The following is a 16,002-nucleotide window of genomic DNA, read 5'->3' as shown; positions in this document are numbered from 1 at the left end:
CGCCACACACGCACCCGCGCCACGCCTTCACGCCGCCTCCCCGCTCGCGTCCAGCGCCACGTTCCCCAGCTCGGTGAGCGCCGCCGGGACCACCGCGCCCGGCACCCCCTCCCGCGCCGCACAAAGCAACCCGGCTCGAGCCAGCGAATGCACCGCGTGCTGGTCGCAGCAAGCCACGCCGTCCACGTACAAGTCCGGCACATACCCGCACCGCAGCGTCCCCCGGCCCGCCGCGACCGCACGCAGGATCGCGCGATCGCGGTGGCTGAGCGCGGTCACCGGGCACCGCCGTAGCCGGCGCGGAACGCTTCACCCACGCGGGCGGACCACTCCGGCGTGCCCGCCTCGTCGATCGAGCGCAGCAGCTCGGCGACGTCCCGCTGCGGCGAGCCGATCACCGGTGGCGCCGTCGGCGGGACCACCAGCCAGCGGGTCGGCGTGCGCAGCACCCGGCTCAGGCACAGCTCGCCGAGCACGCGCTGGCCGGCGCCCGACGACCCGAACCGGTCCAGCAGGACACTGTGGACGGACGCGACCGCGCGCCCCAGCGCGGCCGCCTCGAGGGCGAAGTCGACGCGGCCGTGGGCCGCCAGGCGGCGGCCGTCCAGCGCGTCCGCGTAGTAGGACTGCAACGTTGCCAGCGTGACCGGCGCCCCGTCCAGCTCGGCGTCCACCGAGCCGAGCAGCGGCGCGACGTGCGGGCTGCCCGCCGCGTCAAGCGCTTGGTGCAGGCCGGAATCCGGCGGGCCGAGCCGCCGGGTCACCTTGAGCAGGTACCGCTCCCCCAGCACGACCGACGTCGCGCCCACGGCCCGCCCGGTCAGCCCGCGCCGCGGCACGAGCGCCAGCCCGGCCCGCCGCTTCGGCGTGAACCGGACGCGGCCGCGCACCGCGCCGGTGCCCACCAGCGCCAGCAGCTCCGCGGTGAGCACGTCGTCGGCGGTGGCGTCGTACACCGCCAGCTCACCGGTGCTGAAGATCGGGACCACGCCCGCCAGCGGCGCGGCCGGGGAACGCACGCCGAGCGGCAGCCCGTAACGCGCCACCTCGCCGCCGGTGCGCACCTCGGCCACGGTCAGCAGCCCGGCCGGGCCGCCCCAGGCGAGCTGGTCGGCGAACCGCGTCAGCACGCGCAGGCGCACCTGGTCGACCCGAGGTGAGCCGAACCAGCGCTGCCCGGGCAGCCACGTCCGCAGCGCGCGCTCGGTGTCGCCGAGCAGCGAACCGAGCCGGTCGTCGAGTGCGGTGACCATCAGCGACCTGCCCGGGCGACCGAGCCGATGTGCGCCACCGAGCGGTGCGGGTCGAGCTTCACGTAGGCGTGCTCACCCCACTCGAACAGCTCGCCGCTCACCTCGTCGTGCACGGTGTAGCGGTGCTCCGGCGCCAGCCCGAGCGCGCGGAAGTCCCAGTGCACGGTGCCTTCCTGGGTGTGCTGGTGATCGAGGGTGACCACGCAGAGCACGGTGTCCCCGCCGGCCGGGTCGGTCTTGGAGTAGGCGAGCAGGGCGTCGTTGTCGACGTCGTGGAACCGCAGCGTGCGCAGCTGCCGCAACGCGGGGTGCGCGCGGCGGATCTCGTTGAGCCGGGCCAGCCACGGCTGCAGCGAACGGCCCGCGGCCAGCGCGGTGGCGTAGTCGCGGGGCCGCAGCTCGTACTTCTCCGAGTCGCGGTACTCCTGCGCGCCGAGCGCTTCGTGTTCGTACAGCTCGAATCCCGAGTAGACACCCCAGGTCGGCGAGAGCGTCGCGGCCAGCGCGGCACGCGCGGCGAACGCCGCCGGGTTCCCGGACTGCAGCTCGGCAGGCAGGATGTCCGGTGTGGTGACGAACATATTGGGCCGCGCTTCGTCGGCGTGCTCGACCAGCTCCCGGCCGAACCCGGTCAGCTCGGTTTTCGTGGTGCGCCAGGTGAAGTAGGTGTAGGACTGGCTGAAACCGAGGCGCGCCAGCCCGTACAGCCGCGCCGGCCGGGTGAACGCTTCGGCGAGGAACAGGACGTCGGGGTGCGCCTCCTGGACATCGCGGATCAGCCGGTGCCAGAACGCCGGTGGCTTGGTGTGCGGGTTGTCGACGCGGAAGATCCGCACGCCGTGGCGCACCCAGAGCTCGACGATGCGGCGCACCTCCGCGTAGAGGCCTTCGGGGTCTTGGTCGAAGTTCAGCGGGTAGACGTCTTCGTAGCGCTTCGGCGGGTTCTCCGCGCAGGCGATGGTCCCGTCCGGCAGCGTGCTGAACCACTGCGGGTGCGCCCGCACCCACGGGTGGTCGGGCGCGCACTGCAGGGCCAGGTCGAGCGCCACTTCGAGGCCGAGCTCGGCGGCCCGTGCGACGAACGCGTCGAAGTCGTCGAGGGTGCCCAGCCGCGGGTCGATCGCGTCGTGCCCGCCCTCGGCCGAGCCGATCGCCCACGGGGAGCCGACGTCGCCCTCGGCGCTCACCACGGAGTTGTTGCGCCCCTTGCGGTGCACGGTGCCGATCGGGTGCACCGGCGGCAGGTAGACGACGTCGAAGCCCATCGAGGCGATCCGGTCCAGCTCCGCGGCCGCGGTGGCGAACGTGCCGTGCACCGGGTTGCCCCCGGCGTCCGTGCCGCCGGTCGAGCGCGGGAAGAACTCGTACCAGGCGCCGTCGAGGGCGCGGACCCGGTCGACGCGCACCTGCTGCGCCCGGCCGCGGGTGCGGTTCTCGCACACCGGGTGCTCGCGCATCACGGCGCGCACGCAGTCCGTCAGCGCGGCCGAAAGCCGTTCGGGCACCAGGAGGTTCGCGTCGCGCAGCACGTTCGCCGCGGTCAGCAGCGAGTCGCGTTCCGCGAGCCGCTCGGGCCGGTAGGCGACCTGCTCCAGCAGCCGCGCGCCGGTCTCGAAGTCGTTGGCGGGCTCGAGCGCGCCGGCGGTGGCCTTCGCGCGCACCGCCCGTTCCCACGCCGTCCACGGGTCGCGCCAGGCGTCGATCCGGAAGGTCCAGACGCCCGGCTCGTCGGGGACCACGGTCGCCGCGAAGGTGTCGCCGTCGACCGGCAGCAGGCGGGTGCACCGGGTCGAGCCGTCCGGCCAGCGCAGCTCCACCGCCGCGCCGACCGCGTCGGTGTCCTCCGCCCACACGGTGGCCGACACGCGCACGGGCTCGCCGACCACCGCCTTCGCGGGGTGTTCGGCCGCGCCCACCGAGGGGCGGACGTCTTCGATCACGATGCGCCCGACCACCGCGCTCACCTCCAGCGCCGACAAAGCTTCCGGCTTCCAGCGTGCCAAGAACGGCACGGGACAAGGAAAAACCGGGATCGACTTTGCCAACTCGACGCAGTGGGCGGGACCTCAGACGTGCGTCACGGACACCAGTTCACGCACCGACTCGGCCTCGAAGCCGGCCAGCACGACGCGGGCGGAGCAGCGGCTGTGCCCGGCCGCGGTGGCGGGCGTGCGCCGCACGACGACCTCGTAGCGCCGGGGTCCGGCGGTGACCAGCACCCGCCGGACGTCGCCGTCGGCCTCCTCTTCGGACGCCAGGACCGCGTCGATCCCCCGCAGGCCGGTGCGGCCGCGGATCTCGATCTCGGCGAACTGCGCCCACGGGCTTTCCGCGGAGGTGCGGCCGCGCAGGTGTTCCAGGCGGACGTTCCCGCTCAGCGCTTCCTTGGCGACGAGCTCAGCCTCGGTCACCGCGAGGCTGCCGTGGAGGAAGCCGTCGGGCACGGTCAGCAGGTTGCCGGCCCACCGGTCGCCGCCGACGTGGCTGACCTCCCAGACCAGGCCGGGGTGGTTCTGCGCGAGCCCGGCCACCAGCGGACGGCCGAAGACGGCGCAGCACATGTCCTTGCTGCCGTGCGTGCAGACGAGGAAGAGCGGGAACGACACCGGCTCGCCGTGCCCGCGCCGCCCGGCGGCGACGGCTTCGAAGTCGACGCGGGCGAGCTCACCGAGGTCGTTGATGTCGAGCCGTTCGAGCCACCGGTGCCCCGGCCAGCCACTGGCGAGGTACACCGCGCGCGGCGCGCCGGGCACCCGCGCGTGCCGCCCGGGCTTGCGGATGAGCAGCGGCCGGAGCCCGGCTTCACGGGCGGCTTCGAGCCGGCCGGCGGGCAGCGCTTCGGCGAGCACGTCTTCGAGGGCGTCCGGCCCCCAGGCGCCGGGCTGCTCGATGAGCAGCCACGACGTCATGCGGGCGGCGGTCCCCGCGGGCTCGCCCCCGAGCTCACGCGTCAGGGCGGCACATCCCGGCGCCCGGCCGGGTTCGGGGAAACAGAGTCCCGCCTCAGCCACGGGCCTCGACTTAGGCATGCCTAAGCGTACCCGAATGCGCGGCGAGTAACCCCGTTCATGTGAGTAGTTCGACGCCGCCAATCACCCGAAGGAGCGACGCCAGGCCACGGACCGGGCATTTCCGGCGGCGGCTCAGGCTCTCGCGACGAGCCCCTGAGTCACCAGCTCACCCAGCAAGGCACGCACAGTCACCTGGTCCACACCCACCGCAGCATCGGCCAGCACCTTGAACGCCTGCGGCGCGCCCCCGAGCAACGCCGCCAGCACCGGCCGCGCCGGCGCCGCGAACACCAACCGCTTCCCGGCCGCGACCAGCGCCACCGTGCCCTCGCCGGCCACCAGGGCGGCCCGCGGAGCAAGCAGCCGGACCTCGAAGTCGTCGTCCGGCGGGAGCAGCTCGGCCGTCGCCGCCCAGGGCAGGCCGACGCGGGTCTGGGCCGGTGCCTGGGCGTCGCGGTCCGCCAGGAACCGGTCCACCAGGTCCCCCGCCGTCAGCTCCGCAAGCCGGTCGCGGATCGCGGCGGCGCGCTCCGCGCGGGCCTCGGGCCCGGCGAACCGCGGCAGGTCGGTCCGGAACAGCTCGTCCGAGCGCAGCTGGTCGGCCAGCCAAGCCACCAGGTCGACGCCGGTCGCGGCGTTGAACCCGATGGTCAGGTGCAGGGACTCTTCGCCGACGGCCGACACGTCGTGCCAGTGCCCGCGCGGCAGGTACAGGACGTCGCCGTCCTCCAGCAGGAAGTCCTCGTACGGCTCACCCTCGGGGCGTTCGGGCAGCTCGACGTCACGCTGCAGCGGCGCGCGCCGGGTGACGCCGTGCAGGCGCCAGCGCTTGCGCCCGGACAGCTGGATGATGAACGCGTCGTGGTCGTCCCAGTGCACGTCGAAGCCGTGCGTGGTGCCCCAGCCCGCGTACAGGTTGACCTGGATCCGCTCGCGCAGGTCGTGCTCGAGCCGGCCGGCCAGCTCCCCGACCCCGTCGACGAGCTCGTTGACCGAGTCGACCACCAGCGTCGCCCCGGCGCGCAGGTGCTCGGCGAAGGGCGCCGAGAGCACGCGCGGCACGAGGCCGTTCCGCCGGGTCGAGACCATTTCGGTGTAGGTGTGCGCGGGCACGACGTCGCCGTCGAGCGCCAGGCGCAGCCGGGGGAACTCCAGGCGGTGCTGGCGCAGCACCCGGTCCAGCTCCGGCCACGGCAGGAGCCCGGCGAACCGCCCCGGCTCACCGGGGAACCGCCGCGGCGCGTGGCCCAGGACGTCGGCGAAGAACTGGCCGACCTCGAGCGGAGCCACGAGGTCGGCCAGTCCGGGAATCTCCGTCATGGAGCGGGACAACGGCTAGTCGTTGCCGTCGTTGTCGGCGACGGCGCCGTTGGCCTTGCCCCGGTCGACCGCGGCCGTCAGCGTCTCCACGCCGAGCAGCAGGCCGCTGGCGGGCATTTCGTCAGTTGCGGCGTTTTCCATCCGGACCTCGCAAACGTCGACGACAGGAACCACCACGCTACGGGACAATCCGGGGATCGGGCATAGGTCATTTGAGTGTCGCCAAGATCGGGAGGCCGGATGGAGTTCGTCCTCGGCGCGGAGACCCTCGACGGCGGCGAACAGGTCACCTCGCTGACCCTCCCCACCGCCCGGCTCGGGCCGTTCGACCCGGCGAGCCTGACCACCGGGACGTTCGGCGTGCACGCGAAGGCCACCAGCCCGGTCGGCACCGGCGGCCAGGACATCGGCCACGACCTCGACCGGCCCGTGACGGCCGCCCGCCTCGACGACCACGGCGACATCGTGCTCGAGCTGGGTCACGGCGCCGGCACGCTCGGCTACGCCGACGACAGGGGCCGCAACTTCCGGCTCGACCTGGCGTACACGGTCACGCAGAACGCTCCCCTGCGGCGTCGCGGCCGGCCGGTCCCCGCCACCCCGTTCACCCAGGGCCCGCTGGTCAACCCCGAGGTCGACGCCTTCGGCCACCACATGTCGCGCTCCGGGATGAAGTACCGGCTGTACTCCCCGGCGGCGGGTTCCGGCCGCCGGCCGCTGATCGTCTGGCTGCACGGCGCCGGCGAAGGCGCTTCCCTGCCCGACGGCTACTACGACAACGAGACCACGTTGCGCGCCAACCGCGGCGCGCTGGGCTTCGCCACCGAGGAAGCCCAGGCGATCTTCGACGGCGCGTACGTGGTCGCGCCGCAGTGCACGTCCGTCTGGATGGACGACGGCCCCGGCTTCGCCCCGCTCATCCACGAGATCATCCGTGACGTCCGCCGCACGCACCCGGTCGATCCGGACCGCGTCCTGGTGGCCGGCTGCAGCAACGGCGGGTACATGAGCCTGAAGATGACGACGGTCTACCCGGACGCGTTCGCCGCGTCGGTGCCGATCTGCGGGGTGGTCGCCGGCCGGGCGGACGGCGACCCGCCGCTGATCCCGGACGCCGAGCTGGCCGCGATCGGCACGCCGACCTGGCTGGTCGCCTCCCTCGACGACGACACGGTGGACACGCGGGTCAACACGGTCCACGCGCACGAGCGCATCCCTGGCTCGAAGATGACGCTCTACGACGAGGTCGTGCGGCACGGCCACCGGTTCCCCGGGCACGCTTCCTGGATCTACGTGGCCCGCAACGACCCCAGCGCCGGCGGTGTCCACATCTGGCAGTGGATGGCGGCCAACCGCCGCTGAACCCGGGCCGGGCGCACGGTGATCAGCGGCGGGTTTCGGCGGCGATCCTGATCCGCAGGCCCCGCAGGTGGACCAGGTCGATGGTGAACGTCGAGGCCGGCCGGTACCCCGGCGCGGGCTCGTCGGTCCGGCAGGGGCCGTCGATGTAGACGAAGTCGTCGGAGTCGCGGCGCGGCACCGACCAGATCCCGGGCTCGCCCGCCGCGGTGTCGTGGCGGCGGGCGCGGGCCAGCCAGTAGACCGGCAGCTTCAGCACCTCGCCCAGTGCCTTGCCGAAGGCGGCGAGGTCGGCCTCGGCGATCGCCAGCCCGTGGCCGCTCCAGACCTGGGGTGCCCAGGCCGTCGAGGCATGGGTGAACGTCGCGGTGTCGCCGGACGCGGTGATCGTCCAGTCGGCCACGGTGGTGAGGGTCGGCATGACGGCTCCCTGCGGTCGCGGCCCCCAGGTCGGCACACCGTAGTCGATCACGTTGCCACCCGGCTGGGTCTTCTCCGATCTGTTCATCCGACATTCACCTGAGAATCACTTCGGCAGCGGCTTTGTGTCAGGCTGATGTGCGTGCACGCCGAACACGCTGAAGAACCGCGGTCCGTCGCCGAGCTGGCCGCGGACCCGGCCTGGGTCGTGACCCGCACCGGCACGACCGGGCAGTGGCTCACCGCCGAACGCGTCCTCACCCGGGACGGGCACCAGCGGCTCGTCGGGCTCACCCCCATCCGGCCCGGCACCGTCGCGCTGATGCTCTGGGCCGGCGGCGAAGTCGTCGGGCACTTCCGCGGCAGCGAGGCCGAGGCCTGCGCGACGGCGCTGCGGTGGACGGCCGAGTTCCTGGCCGGCGAGCGCTGACTCGCCTGCCGGGCCGGGACGGCCGCCCCGCCCCGGCAGGCGGTGCGTCAGCGGACGAAGACCGGCGAGCTCGTCGCGGCGTGGAACTGGTCCGGGACACCGGCGTAGACCGCGCGCCACACGGCGGGGCCGCGCAGCTGCGTGCTCCCCGAGAAGCCGAAAGCGCTTCCGGTCCACTGCGCGTCGACGGTCGCCGCCGTCGTCCAGCACGCGGAACCCCGGGCCAGGTACTCGATCCGGACCGGGATGGCGGGCGGGGTGAAGCGGGCGAAGCCGATGACGCCGCTCACCGCGATCGTCCCGTCCGCGGCCCGGGTGGCGGTGAACGAGGTGATCTCGGCGGGCTGGAGGACGACGATGTCCGCGGTGCTCGCGCTCGCCGGCGCGAGGGTCTCGTCGGCGGGCAGGAAGTCGGCCCGGTAGTGGCCGGCCCGGACCGGGGTCACCGTGGCCCGGTAGCGCCCGCTGGCGTCGGTCACCGGCTGGGCGTCGAACTCGCCGCAGAAGTCGTCGGTGCAGTAGGCGATCCCGACCGGCACGCCGGCGACCGGCTTGGCCCCGCTGGTCAGCCGGCCGCTGATGGTGACTCCGGCGCCGGCGTCGACGCGGGTGCTGCTCGCCTGCGCGGTCAGCTTGGTGGCGACCGGGTCGGCGGCCGCGGGGAGGGCACTGAGGGTCAGGACGGTCGCCGCCGCGGCGAGACCGGCCGCGAACCGGGCGATGAAACGACTCATGGTTGTCCCCAAGGGTTCTCGAGCGCCGGGACGGCGCTACCGCGTGTGCTGTCGGGACGGCGGGGACGGCCGTTTCCGCGCGGCGCCGGTTTTCCCGCGGCGTTCAGGACCCGGCCGTCGGTGCTTCAGCGAAACCGCGGTTCTCCTCCGGCGGTCGTGAAAAGCCCGCGACCATTCGGCGGATTCCGTTCGGACGTCCGGTTTGTTCACCCTCCGGCCGTCGCGCCTTAACGCAATGCGGTAACCCCGTGCCGTGGCGTGGACGATGAGTCCTTTGTGACACGGGGGAAAACGGCGGGGCGGCCGCGCACCGGCCCGAGGTTCCAGCTCGTCCGGATCGGTCCGCAGAGCATGCGGTGGCGGCTGCTGGGCGGCAACAACGCCTCGCTCGGCGCGGGGGTCGCCGAATGCGCCGCGCCGCCGGAGTGCCTGCTGGCGATCACGGTGCTGCGGGCGCGGTTGGACGTGCTGAGCGCGGATTTCCGGCACGTCAGCGGGGGCCGGTGGCGCTGGTCGCTGCGGTGGGACGGGGAACCGGTCGCCGAAGCCACCCATGCCTACGGGCGGCGGATCGAGGCCCAGCGTGGCCTGGACCGGTTCCGGGTCGCCGCCGTCACCGCCGGCGTCGAAGACATCGAAACGGTCGTGGACTGGCGGCAGCGCTACCGCCGCCACCCCGATTCCATTCCGGACCAGTTTCCCCGACCTTAACCACCATGACGTCGGGCCGGAACGCGGAAAAGCCTTACCGGACAGCCGGCCGCGAGGAGATGGAACCGCCGCGGGATCCCGCGGCGAAATGGGGACTAGAGAAAGAGTGCCACCACGATGCGTGCTCGTACCACTCGAATTCTCGGTGTGACCGCCGTGTCCGCCTGTGCCGGTCTGGTCATGACCGGCACCGCCGCGGCCGTGCCGCCGGCGAACGGAAACCCGGAGGTCGTTTCGGCCACCGGCTCCGACACCATCTTCGGGATCACGGGGGCGATCTTCACCGACGCCAACAAGCTCCCGCGCACCTGGAACACCGACCCCGACAACTTCGTGAACGTGCCGCCGGTGCTGGCTTCCGGCGCGTCGTTCACCGTCCCGGCCGACATCTTCAACCCGGCCATCACCTACACCAACCCGGGCAACCTGCCGCCCGACGGCTCGTCGGCGGGCAAGGCGGCGCTGAAGGCTTCGGCGGACGCCGGCAACGGCGCGGTGGACATCGCGCGTTCGTCGTCGGGCCGGGCCACCGCGGACCCGTCGACGTTCGAGTACTACGCGTTCGCGCGGGACGGCGTCACGTGGTCGTCGTCCTCGACCGGCGCGGGCGCGGGCCTGACCCTGACGCTGACCCAGCTGCGCAACATCTACAACGGCACCATCACCAACTGGAACCAGGTCGGCGGCGCCAACGCGGCGATCCAGCTCTACCTGCCGCAGCTGGGTTCGGGCACGCTGAGCTTCTTCACGGGCACGGTGCTGGGCTTCGACCCGGCGACGATCTCCGGCCTGACGGTGAAGCGCTTCCAGGAGAACGACGCCACGACGATCGCGGCGGCCGACCAGTCCGCGGCGATCGCGCCGTTCTCGATCGCGGGCTGGGTGGCGCAGGGCAACGGCGTGCTGCCGAACAAGCGCAACGGCTACACGGTCAACAAGCTGACGGGCGCGGGTTCGGACGGCGCCCCGGTGTCGGGTTCGGCGGGCAGCTACGCCCCGGCGTTCGCGGACGGCTTCCTGGGGTCCCGCCTGGTGTACCACGTCCTGGACACCCGCAGCCGCTCGTACAGCGCGGCCAAGCGCGGCGTGGGCTTCGACCCGACGGACACGGCAACGACGGCCAGCCCCCTGTGCGGCGGCAAGCTGGCGACGACGATCGTCAAGTACGGCTTCAAGACGATCACCGGCACCGGAACGCTGACCTGCACCAAGTCCTGACGCGGTAACGACAAAGGGGCCCGGCGCAACCGCGCCGGGCCCCGCTCGCGTCTCAAGCCCAAGCCGGGAACAGCCGCCACAACGACAACGCCGCCAAGGCAGCCAAAGCCAGCAGCACCGGCCCCGTGATCACGTACGTCGACACCGGACGCCACCGCCGGTACAACACCGTCGCCCCGGCCGCGGCCACCACGAACCCGCCGAACGACAACACCAGCCCCGCCCACGCGCCGCCGTCGCCGGTTCGGCCGTCCTGAGCGTCTGCCCGCCCGTTCTGCGGGGTCGGCCGGAAGGGACGGCCCTCCAGCTTCGCCGTCACCACCGTCGCCTCCGACGCCGCCAGCGGCCACCACGACGTCGACGTCACCAGCGTCAGCCGGTCGTCCGGGGTCTTGCCGTAGTCCGCCGTCTCGTCGAGCGCGCGGGTCGCAACCTCCGACACCCGGTACACCGACACCCCCTGCGGCGTCGCGACCACCACCTCGGCCCCCGGCGCCAGCCGGGCCAGCGACGCGAACGGGCCGCCGTAGCCCGAATAGCGGCCGACCACCGCCGCGTTGCCCGGCTGGCCCGGGCCCGACGTCCCCGGCACGTGACCGGGCCCCGACGCCGTCTCCGCCGAAGACACGCCCTCGAGCACCACCTGCCGCAGCTTCAGCGACGGCACCTCCAGCACCGCGACCGGCGCGCCGAACTCCGTCGGCGTTGTCGGCGGGGCCGCGCCCAGCAGGCTCTGACTCGCCCCCAGCGCGCGGTCCAGCTCGCCGCGGATCCCGGCCAGCGCCGCGCGCTGGTCGCCGGCCTGGACCATCGGGCCCAGCGCGTACACCACCAGTGCCAGCGCGACGGTCGTCGTCACCAGCCAGGCGGCCACCGTCGTGGTGAGCCAGCCCGGGCTGAACCGCAGGACCGGCGGCTCGGTGGCCGTGCTCATGCCGCCCGCCCGAACCGGAGCCGCCCGACCAGGACCGTCAGCCAGCGCGGCGCCGGCCGCCCCGCCGTCGCGTACGCGGTCATGGACGGCAACGTCGCCAGCACCAGCAACGCCAGTAGCGGGATCAACGCGCCGAGCACGCCCGCCCCGGAGAACGGCGGGATCGCGACCGCGTCGGCGAGGTTCTTCGCCGCCAGCACGCTCGCCTGCGTCGGCACCGCGGCCGGCGCCGGTCCGGTCGCCGGTGCCGGGGAGCCGGCCGGCCCGACCGAACCGGCCGGTGGCACCGTGCCGCCACCCGTGCTCGCGGCCGCCGGTGGGTTGTTCGCCGCCGCCCGCTCTTCGCACGCCCCCACCGCCGTTCCGGTCCCGACCTTCGCCGCCCGGGACTCCGCTTCCCCGGCCAGCGCCGGGGTCAGCGGCGCCAAGCCGGGGGCCAGCGCGCCCTGGCCGCCGTGGCTCGCCATCCGCAGCACCGTCGCGAGCTGCTCCTGCTTGGGCTTCAGGAGCGCGCAGTTCGCGTCGACGAGCGGGTTCACCGGCGCGGCGACGTACTCCGCGAACGTCAGCGGGTAGGCCGCGGGGTCGGTGGCGGTGCCCGGCTGCAGCGTGCCGTCGGCGCCTTCCTTCATGCTCGCGGCCGCGGCCTGCAGGCTCGCCTCGGTCGGCTCGACGAACTTCCCGTTCGCGTTCGGCAGCGCGACCGGCTGCCAGCCGTACGCGCGGGCCGTCGCCAGATCGGTGACGACCCAGTTGAGGCAGCCGCCGAAGCACGCCGCGCTCGTCCCGGTCATCACGCTGTCGACGGCCTTGCGCACGGCGAGCTGGCCGACCTTGGCGTCGACGTTGTGCTGGGACTTCTCGGTGGGATCCAGCGCCCCGAGGTCCTTGATCACCCCCGGCGACTGCCCGGCGGCCGCACCGTAGACGTCCTTCAGGTTCGGGAACTTCCACGCCGCCGGGGCGGTCTTCGTGAGCACGCCGCCGAGCACCGCCGGGACCGTGCCCGCGCCGGCTTCCCCGGTGGTGCCCCAGAACAACGCCGTCGGGTCGGCGCCGGCCCGGGCCACCGGGTTGAGGAACTCACTGGGCGGGGACGCCTCGACCTTGGCCAGCGCCGGGTTGCGCGTGACGAACGCCGAGCCGTCCCGGAAGATGCCGCCGCGGCCGGCCGAGTCGGGGTTCTGGCCGCCCTGGCTGAGCATCCGGGCCAGCTCGTCGAACGTCATCGAGAACGGGGCGGTGACCTGCGAGATCAACGGCGACCCGTTGTCGTCGGCGTCGGTGGGCGACCAGCCGGTCGCGGCCAGCACCGCCGCGTTCAACCCGACCGGGACGTACTCCCGGGCCCGCACGGCCTGCGGGGCGAGCGTGCCGCCCGAGCCGGTGACCACCAGGTCCGAGCCGCCGGTGTCGAACGCCTTCAGGCCGGCGTCCTCGGTCTCGCCGACGATCGTGGTGGGCTGCTCGCCGCCGGTCGGCCCGCACAGCAGCTGGTTCCACGCCACCGCCGTGCGCCCGAAGCGCTCCGGCATGCTGGCGTTGAGCGTCTGCGTGCCGATCCCGCCGCAGCCGCGCACCGCGAGGCCGGGCGCGGCGGGCCGGAACACGCGTGAGGTGTCGAAGACGTCGAACGGGACGCCGGCGGCGTCGGCGCCGACGATCTCCAGCGTCAGCGCGCACGGGGTGTTCTCGTCGCACGAGTACGACCACGACCGCGTCCGGATGGTCCCGTCGGGCGACACCGCCGGGTTGTCGGCCCACGGGAAGTTGGCGTTCTTGTCGAAGTTCGTGTACTTCGGGTCGAAGCCGACGAAGCCCGGCTTCGACTGTCCACGAGGGACACTCACGTCGAACACGACGTCGCCGCTGGTCCGGCTGCGGACCCGGGTCACGTTGTGCGCGCCCGAGCGCTGGCCGGTCAGCTCGTCGCTGAACTCCTCGGCGCAGTAGCCGCGCACGCGCGAGCCGAAGTCGTGGTCGGGCACCCACTGCAGGGCGCCGGTGGAGAAGTCGGGCTTGAGCAGGTTGTCGGGCAGCTGCGTCGGGCAGACCTTCAGCACCGCGACGCTCCCGGCGGGCAACCCGGAGACGACGACCTGCAGCGGGTCACCGTCCTGGACCCGGGACAGGTCGGCGGGCACCGTCTTCAGGGTGTAGGCGGGGGGCTGGGTCTCCTGGGCGGCGGACGGCGGGACAGCGCTTCCCAGCACGGCCAGCACACCGCAGGCGACGACCAGGCCCACCCGCCTCGGCAGGGCGAAAGACACGGAGAACTCCCGGTTCCAGGGCAGGGCGAAACGGCACGGCGCGCGCCGTGCCGACCCCAACCTCCCCAGCCGCGCGCCGCCGCGCGAGGGGTCCGCGAGGTCATTCACGCACGCCCCGTCGGGCGTTCCCCACGCGTACACCTTCTCCCGGCGGGTGCTGTGAATACTGGCCGCGCGGGGGTGCTTCCCGCTGCCCGCTGGACTTCCGAAAGGCCCTCCGTGACCGTCGCGCTCCCCCGGCCGCAGCCGCCGTCCCCGGCCCGGCGCGCCGTCGCCGACCGGCCGTCGCGCGCGGACCGCGCGTTCCGGCGGGTGACCACCGGCGCCGGCCTCGCCATGCTCGCGATCCTCGTGGTGATCGGGTTCTTCCTGGTCTACCGCTCGGGACCGGCGTTCGACGCGAGCGGCTTCGGCTTCTTCACCACGATCAAGTTCGACGCCGCCAACGGCGTGCTCGGGGTGCTCGGCCTGCTCTACGGCACGGTCGTGGTCGCGCTGATCGCGATCTGCGTGGCCGTCCCGCTGTCGATCCTCGCCGCGCTCTACATCACCGAGTACGCGAGCGGGCGGCTGCGCGGGTTCCTGACCGGCCTGGTCGACCTGCTCGCCGCGATCCCCAGCCTGCTCTACGGCCTGTGGGGGTTCAGCTTCCTCGGCCCGCAGGTCGTCCCGGTTTCGGCGTGGCTGACCGACAACTTCGGCTGGTTCCCGCCGTTCGCGCACCGGGACAACACGCTGTTCCTCAACTCGATGTTCATCGCCGGGCTGATCGTGTCGCTGATGGTGCTGCCCATCACGACGTCGGTCATCCGCGAGGTCTTCGCCCAGACCCCGCCCGGGGAAAAGGAAGCCGCGCTCGCGCTCGGCAGCACCCGGTGGGGCATGATCAAGACAGTCGTGCTGCCCTTCGGCCGCGGTGGGATCATCGGCGGCTCGATGCTCGGGATGGGGCGCGCGCTCGGCGAGACCATCGCGGTTTCCCTGCTGCTGCCCCAGGTTCCGCAGATCACCACGCACGTCCTGCAGTTCGGCGGCGCGACGATCTCCGGGTTCATCGCCAACAACTCCGGCGCGTCCGGGCTGGCGCTGAGCGGGCTGATGGCGGCCGGGCTGGTGCTGTTCGTCTTCACGCTGGCCACGAACTTCACCGCGTCGGTGATCATCTCCCGCAGCCGGTCCGGCGCCGGGGTGGACGCCTGATGACCGCCACGCTCCCCCGCCCGGCCACGACCGAGCCGCGCCGGCTCGTGAAGCGCCGTCCGGTGCAGGTCACCCGGGCCGACCAGCTGGCCGCGCTCGGCTGCGCGGTCTCGGCCGTGCTGCTCACCTGGTTCGTCCTGCACCTGTTGCTGACCTCGCCGGGCTGGCTCGCCGACCTGGTCGTCGCCTACGGGCTCTACCTGGCGATGCTCTACGTCGTGACGGCAGACCGGCTGGGCCGGCTCGCCGCCGCCGACCGGCTGGTCTCGACGGTCGTCGTCACCGGGGCGATGGGCCTGCTGGTGCCGCTGCTGTTCCTGCTCGGCTACATCGTCGTGCACGGCGCGCCGTTCCTGCGCTGGGGCTTCTTCGGCCACGACATGTCCACGGTCGGCCCGACCGACCCGGTCACCGCCACCGGTGGCCTCCACGCCATCGTCGGGACGCTCGAGCAGACCGCGTTGACGCTGGTCCTGGTCGTCCCGCTCGGGCTGCTCACGGCGATCTTCCTCAACGAGACGCGCTCCCGGTTCCGCCGCCCGGTCCGGATCATGGTCGACGCGATGAGCGGGCTGCCCTCGATCGTCGCGGGCCTGTTCGTGTACGCGGCGCTCATCATCCCGGGCATCCAGGCCGGTGTCGGGTTCTTCAGCTACAGCGGACTGATGGCGACGCTGGCGCTGACGATGGTCATGCTGCCGACGGTCACCCGCACGATCGACGTCGTGCTGCGGCTGGTGCCCGACGGCCTGCGGGAGGCGTCGCTGGCGCTGGGCGCGAGCCGCGCGCGGACGGTCTGGTCGGTCGTGCTGCCCACCGCGCGCACCGGCGTCACGACCGCGGTGATCCTCGGCGTCGCCCGGGTCGCCGGCGAGACGGCGCCGCTGCTGTTCACCTCCTTCGGCGCGGTCTTCCTCAACGCGAACCCGGTCACCGGGCCGCAGGAGAGCCTGCCGCTGTTCGTCTACCGCTACATCAAGGAGCCGCTGGAGAACGTCCAGCAGCGCGGTTACGTCGGCGCACTCGTGCTGATCCTGCTCATCTTCAGCCTCTTCGCCCTCGCCCGGCTCGTCGGGCGGGACCGGTCGAAGCGCCGGACCACCGCGAAACGAACCCAGGAGAACCGGTGACCGACACCACCA

Annotated in this window: 15 protein-coding genes; 6 read left to right on the top strand and 9 right to left on the bottom strand. The window is 73.2% G+C overall.

What is annotated here, in order from left to right; genetic code table 11:
• Positions 1-27: 27 nt before the first annotated feature.
• The 5 genes from M8542_RS31605 to M8542_RS31585 all read right to left on the bottom strand — a co-directional run bounded on the left by M8542_RS31605 (position 28) and on the right by M8542_RS31585 (position 5,584).
• The gene (locus M8542_RS31605; RefSeq protein WP_257923944.1) at positions 28-279 is read right to left on the bottom strand and encodes a hypothetical protein; all 252 of its coding nucleotides are present in this window, start codon (positions 277-279) and stop codon (positions 28-30) included.
• On the bottom strand, positions 276-1,253 hold the full coding sequence (locus M8542_RS31600) for a maltokinase N-terminal cap-like domain-containing protein (RefSeq protein ID WP_257923943.1): 978 nt from the start codon (positions 1,251-1,253) through the stop codon (positions 276-278). Before M8542_RS31600 ends, M8542_RS31605 begins: the two co-directional genes overlap by 4 nt.
• The gene (locus M8542_RS31595; RefSeq protein ID WP_257924113.1) at positions 1,253-3,208 is read right to left on the bottom strand and encodes a maltotransferase domain-containing protein; all 1,956 of its coding nucleotides are present in this window, start codon (positions 3,206-3,208) and stop codon (positions 1,253-1,255) included. Before M8542_RS31595 ends, M8542_RS31600 begins: the two co-directional genes overlap by 1 nt.
• A gap of 111 nt (positions 3,209-3,319) precedes the next feature.
• Complete coding sequence (locus M8542_RS31590) at positions 3,320-4,282, bottom strand: ferredoxin family protein (protein ID WP_372508658.1); 963 nt, start codon at positions 4,280-4,282, stop codon at positions 3,320-3,322.
• Positions 4,283-4,396: 114 nt separating this feature from the next.
• On the bottom strand, positions 4,397-5,584 hold the full coding sequence (locus M8542_RS31585) for a cupin domain-containing protein (RefSeq protein ID WP_257923941.1): 1,188 nt from the start codon (positions 5,582-5,584) through the stop codon (positions 4,397-4,399).
• Between the two features lie 240 nt (positions 5,585-5,824).
• Here M8542_RS31585 and M8542_RS31580 point away from each other — a divergent pair, with 240 nt between their 5' ends.
• Positions 5,825-6,946 (top strand): prolyl oligopeptidase family serine peptidase, encoded by a 1,122-nt coding sequence (locus M8542_RS31580; RefSeq protein WP_257923940.1) that lies wholly within the window; start codon positions 5,825-5,827, stop codon positions 6,944-6,946.
• 22 nt (positions 6,947-6,968) lie between these two features.
• On the opposite strand, the gene M8542_RS31575 is transcribed toward M8542_RS31580, so the two are convergent.
• Positions 6,969-7,364: a hypothetical protein gene (locus M8542_RS31575; RefSeq protein ID WP_257923939.1), complete on the bottom strand. Its 396-nt coding sequence runs from the start codon at positions 7,362-7,364 to the stop codon at positions 6,969-6,971.
• A 141-nt stretch (positions 7,365-7,505) separates the two neighbouring features.
• On the opposite strand from M8542_RS31575, the gene M8542_RS31570 reads away from it, so the two are divergent.
• Positions 7,506-7,793, top strand: coding sequence for a hypothetical protein (locus M8542_RS31570; protein WP_257923938.1), 288 nt, complete (start codon positions 7,506-7,508; stop codon positions 7,791-7,793).
• A gap of 47 nt (positions 7,794-7,840) precedes the next feature.
• Here the strand turns inward: M8542_RS31570 and M8542_RS31565 are convergent, their stop codons facing one another.
• Entirely contained in the window at positions 7,841-8,527 is a 687-nt protein-coding gene (locus M8542_RS31565) for a hypothetical protein (RefSeq protein ID WP_257923937.1), read from the bottom strand.
• Positions 8,528-8,803: 276 nt separating this feature from the next.
• Here M8542_RS31565 and M8542_RS31560 point away from each other — a divergent pair, with 276 nt between their 5' ends.
• Entirely contained in the window at positions 8,804-9,238 is a 435-nt protein-coding gene (locus M8542_RS31560) for a YegP family protein (protein ID WP_257923936.1), read from the top strand.
• Positions 9,239-9,385: 147 nt separating this feature from the next.
• Positions 9,386-10,456, top strand: a complete 1,071-nt coding sequence (locus M8542_RS31555; RefSeq protein WP_257923935.1) for a PstS family phosphate ABC transporter substrate-binding protein — start codon at positions 9,386-9,388, stop codon at positions 10,454-10,456.
• Between the two features lie 52 nt (positions 10,457-10,508).
• Here the strand turns inward: M8542_RS31555 and M8542_RS31550 are convergent, their stop codons facing one another.
• Positions 10,509-11,390 (bottom strand): sortase, encoded by an 882-nt coding sequence (locus tag M8542_RS31550; RefSeq protein WP_257923934.1) that lies wholly within the window; start codon positions 11,388-11,390, stop codon positions 10,509-10,511.
• On the bottom strand, positions 11,387-13,660 hold the full coding sequence (locus M8542_RS31545) for a hypothetical protein (RefSeq protein WP_257923933.1): 2,274 nt from the start codon (positions 13,658-13,660) through the stop codon (positions 11,387-11,389). The genes M8542_RS31550 and M8542_RS31545 overlap by 4 nt, the downstream gene beginning before the upstream one ends.
• 219 nt (positions 13,661-13,879) lie before the next feature.
• On the opposite strand from M8542_RS31545, the gene pstC reads away from it, so the two are divergent.
• Positions 13,880-14,860: a phosphate ABC transporter permease subunit PstC gene (gene pstC, locus M8542_RS31540; RefSeq protein WP_257923932.1), complete on the top strand. Its 981-nt coding sequence runs from the start codon at positions 13,880-13,882 to the stop codon at positions 14,858-14,860.
• Positions 14,860-15,990 (top strand): phosphate ABC transporter permease PstA, encoded by a 1,131-nt coding sequence (gene pstA, locus M8542_RS31535; RefSeq protein ID WP_257923931.1) that lies wholly within the window; start codon positions 14,860-14,862, stop codon positions 15,988-15,990. The genes pstC and pstA overlap by 1 nt, the downstream gene beginning before the upstream one ends.
• The last annotated feature ends 12 nt before the right edge of the window (positions 15,991-16,002 follow it).

The sequence above is a fragment of the Amycolatopsis iheyensis genome (assembly GCF_024703995.1).
GTDB lineage: Bacteria > Actinomycetota > Actinomycetes > Mycobacteriales > Pseudonocardiaceae > Amycolatopsis > Amycolatopsis iheyensis.
The sequence above is the reverse complement of the archived record's forward strand: the minus strand, read 5'-3'. Positions and strand labels throughout refer to the sequence as shown.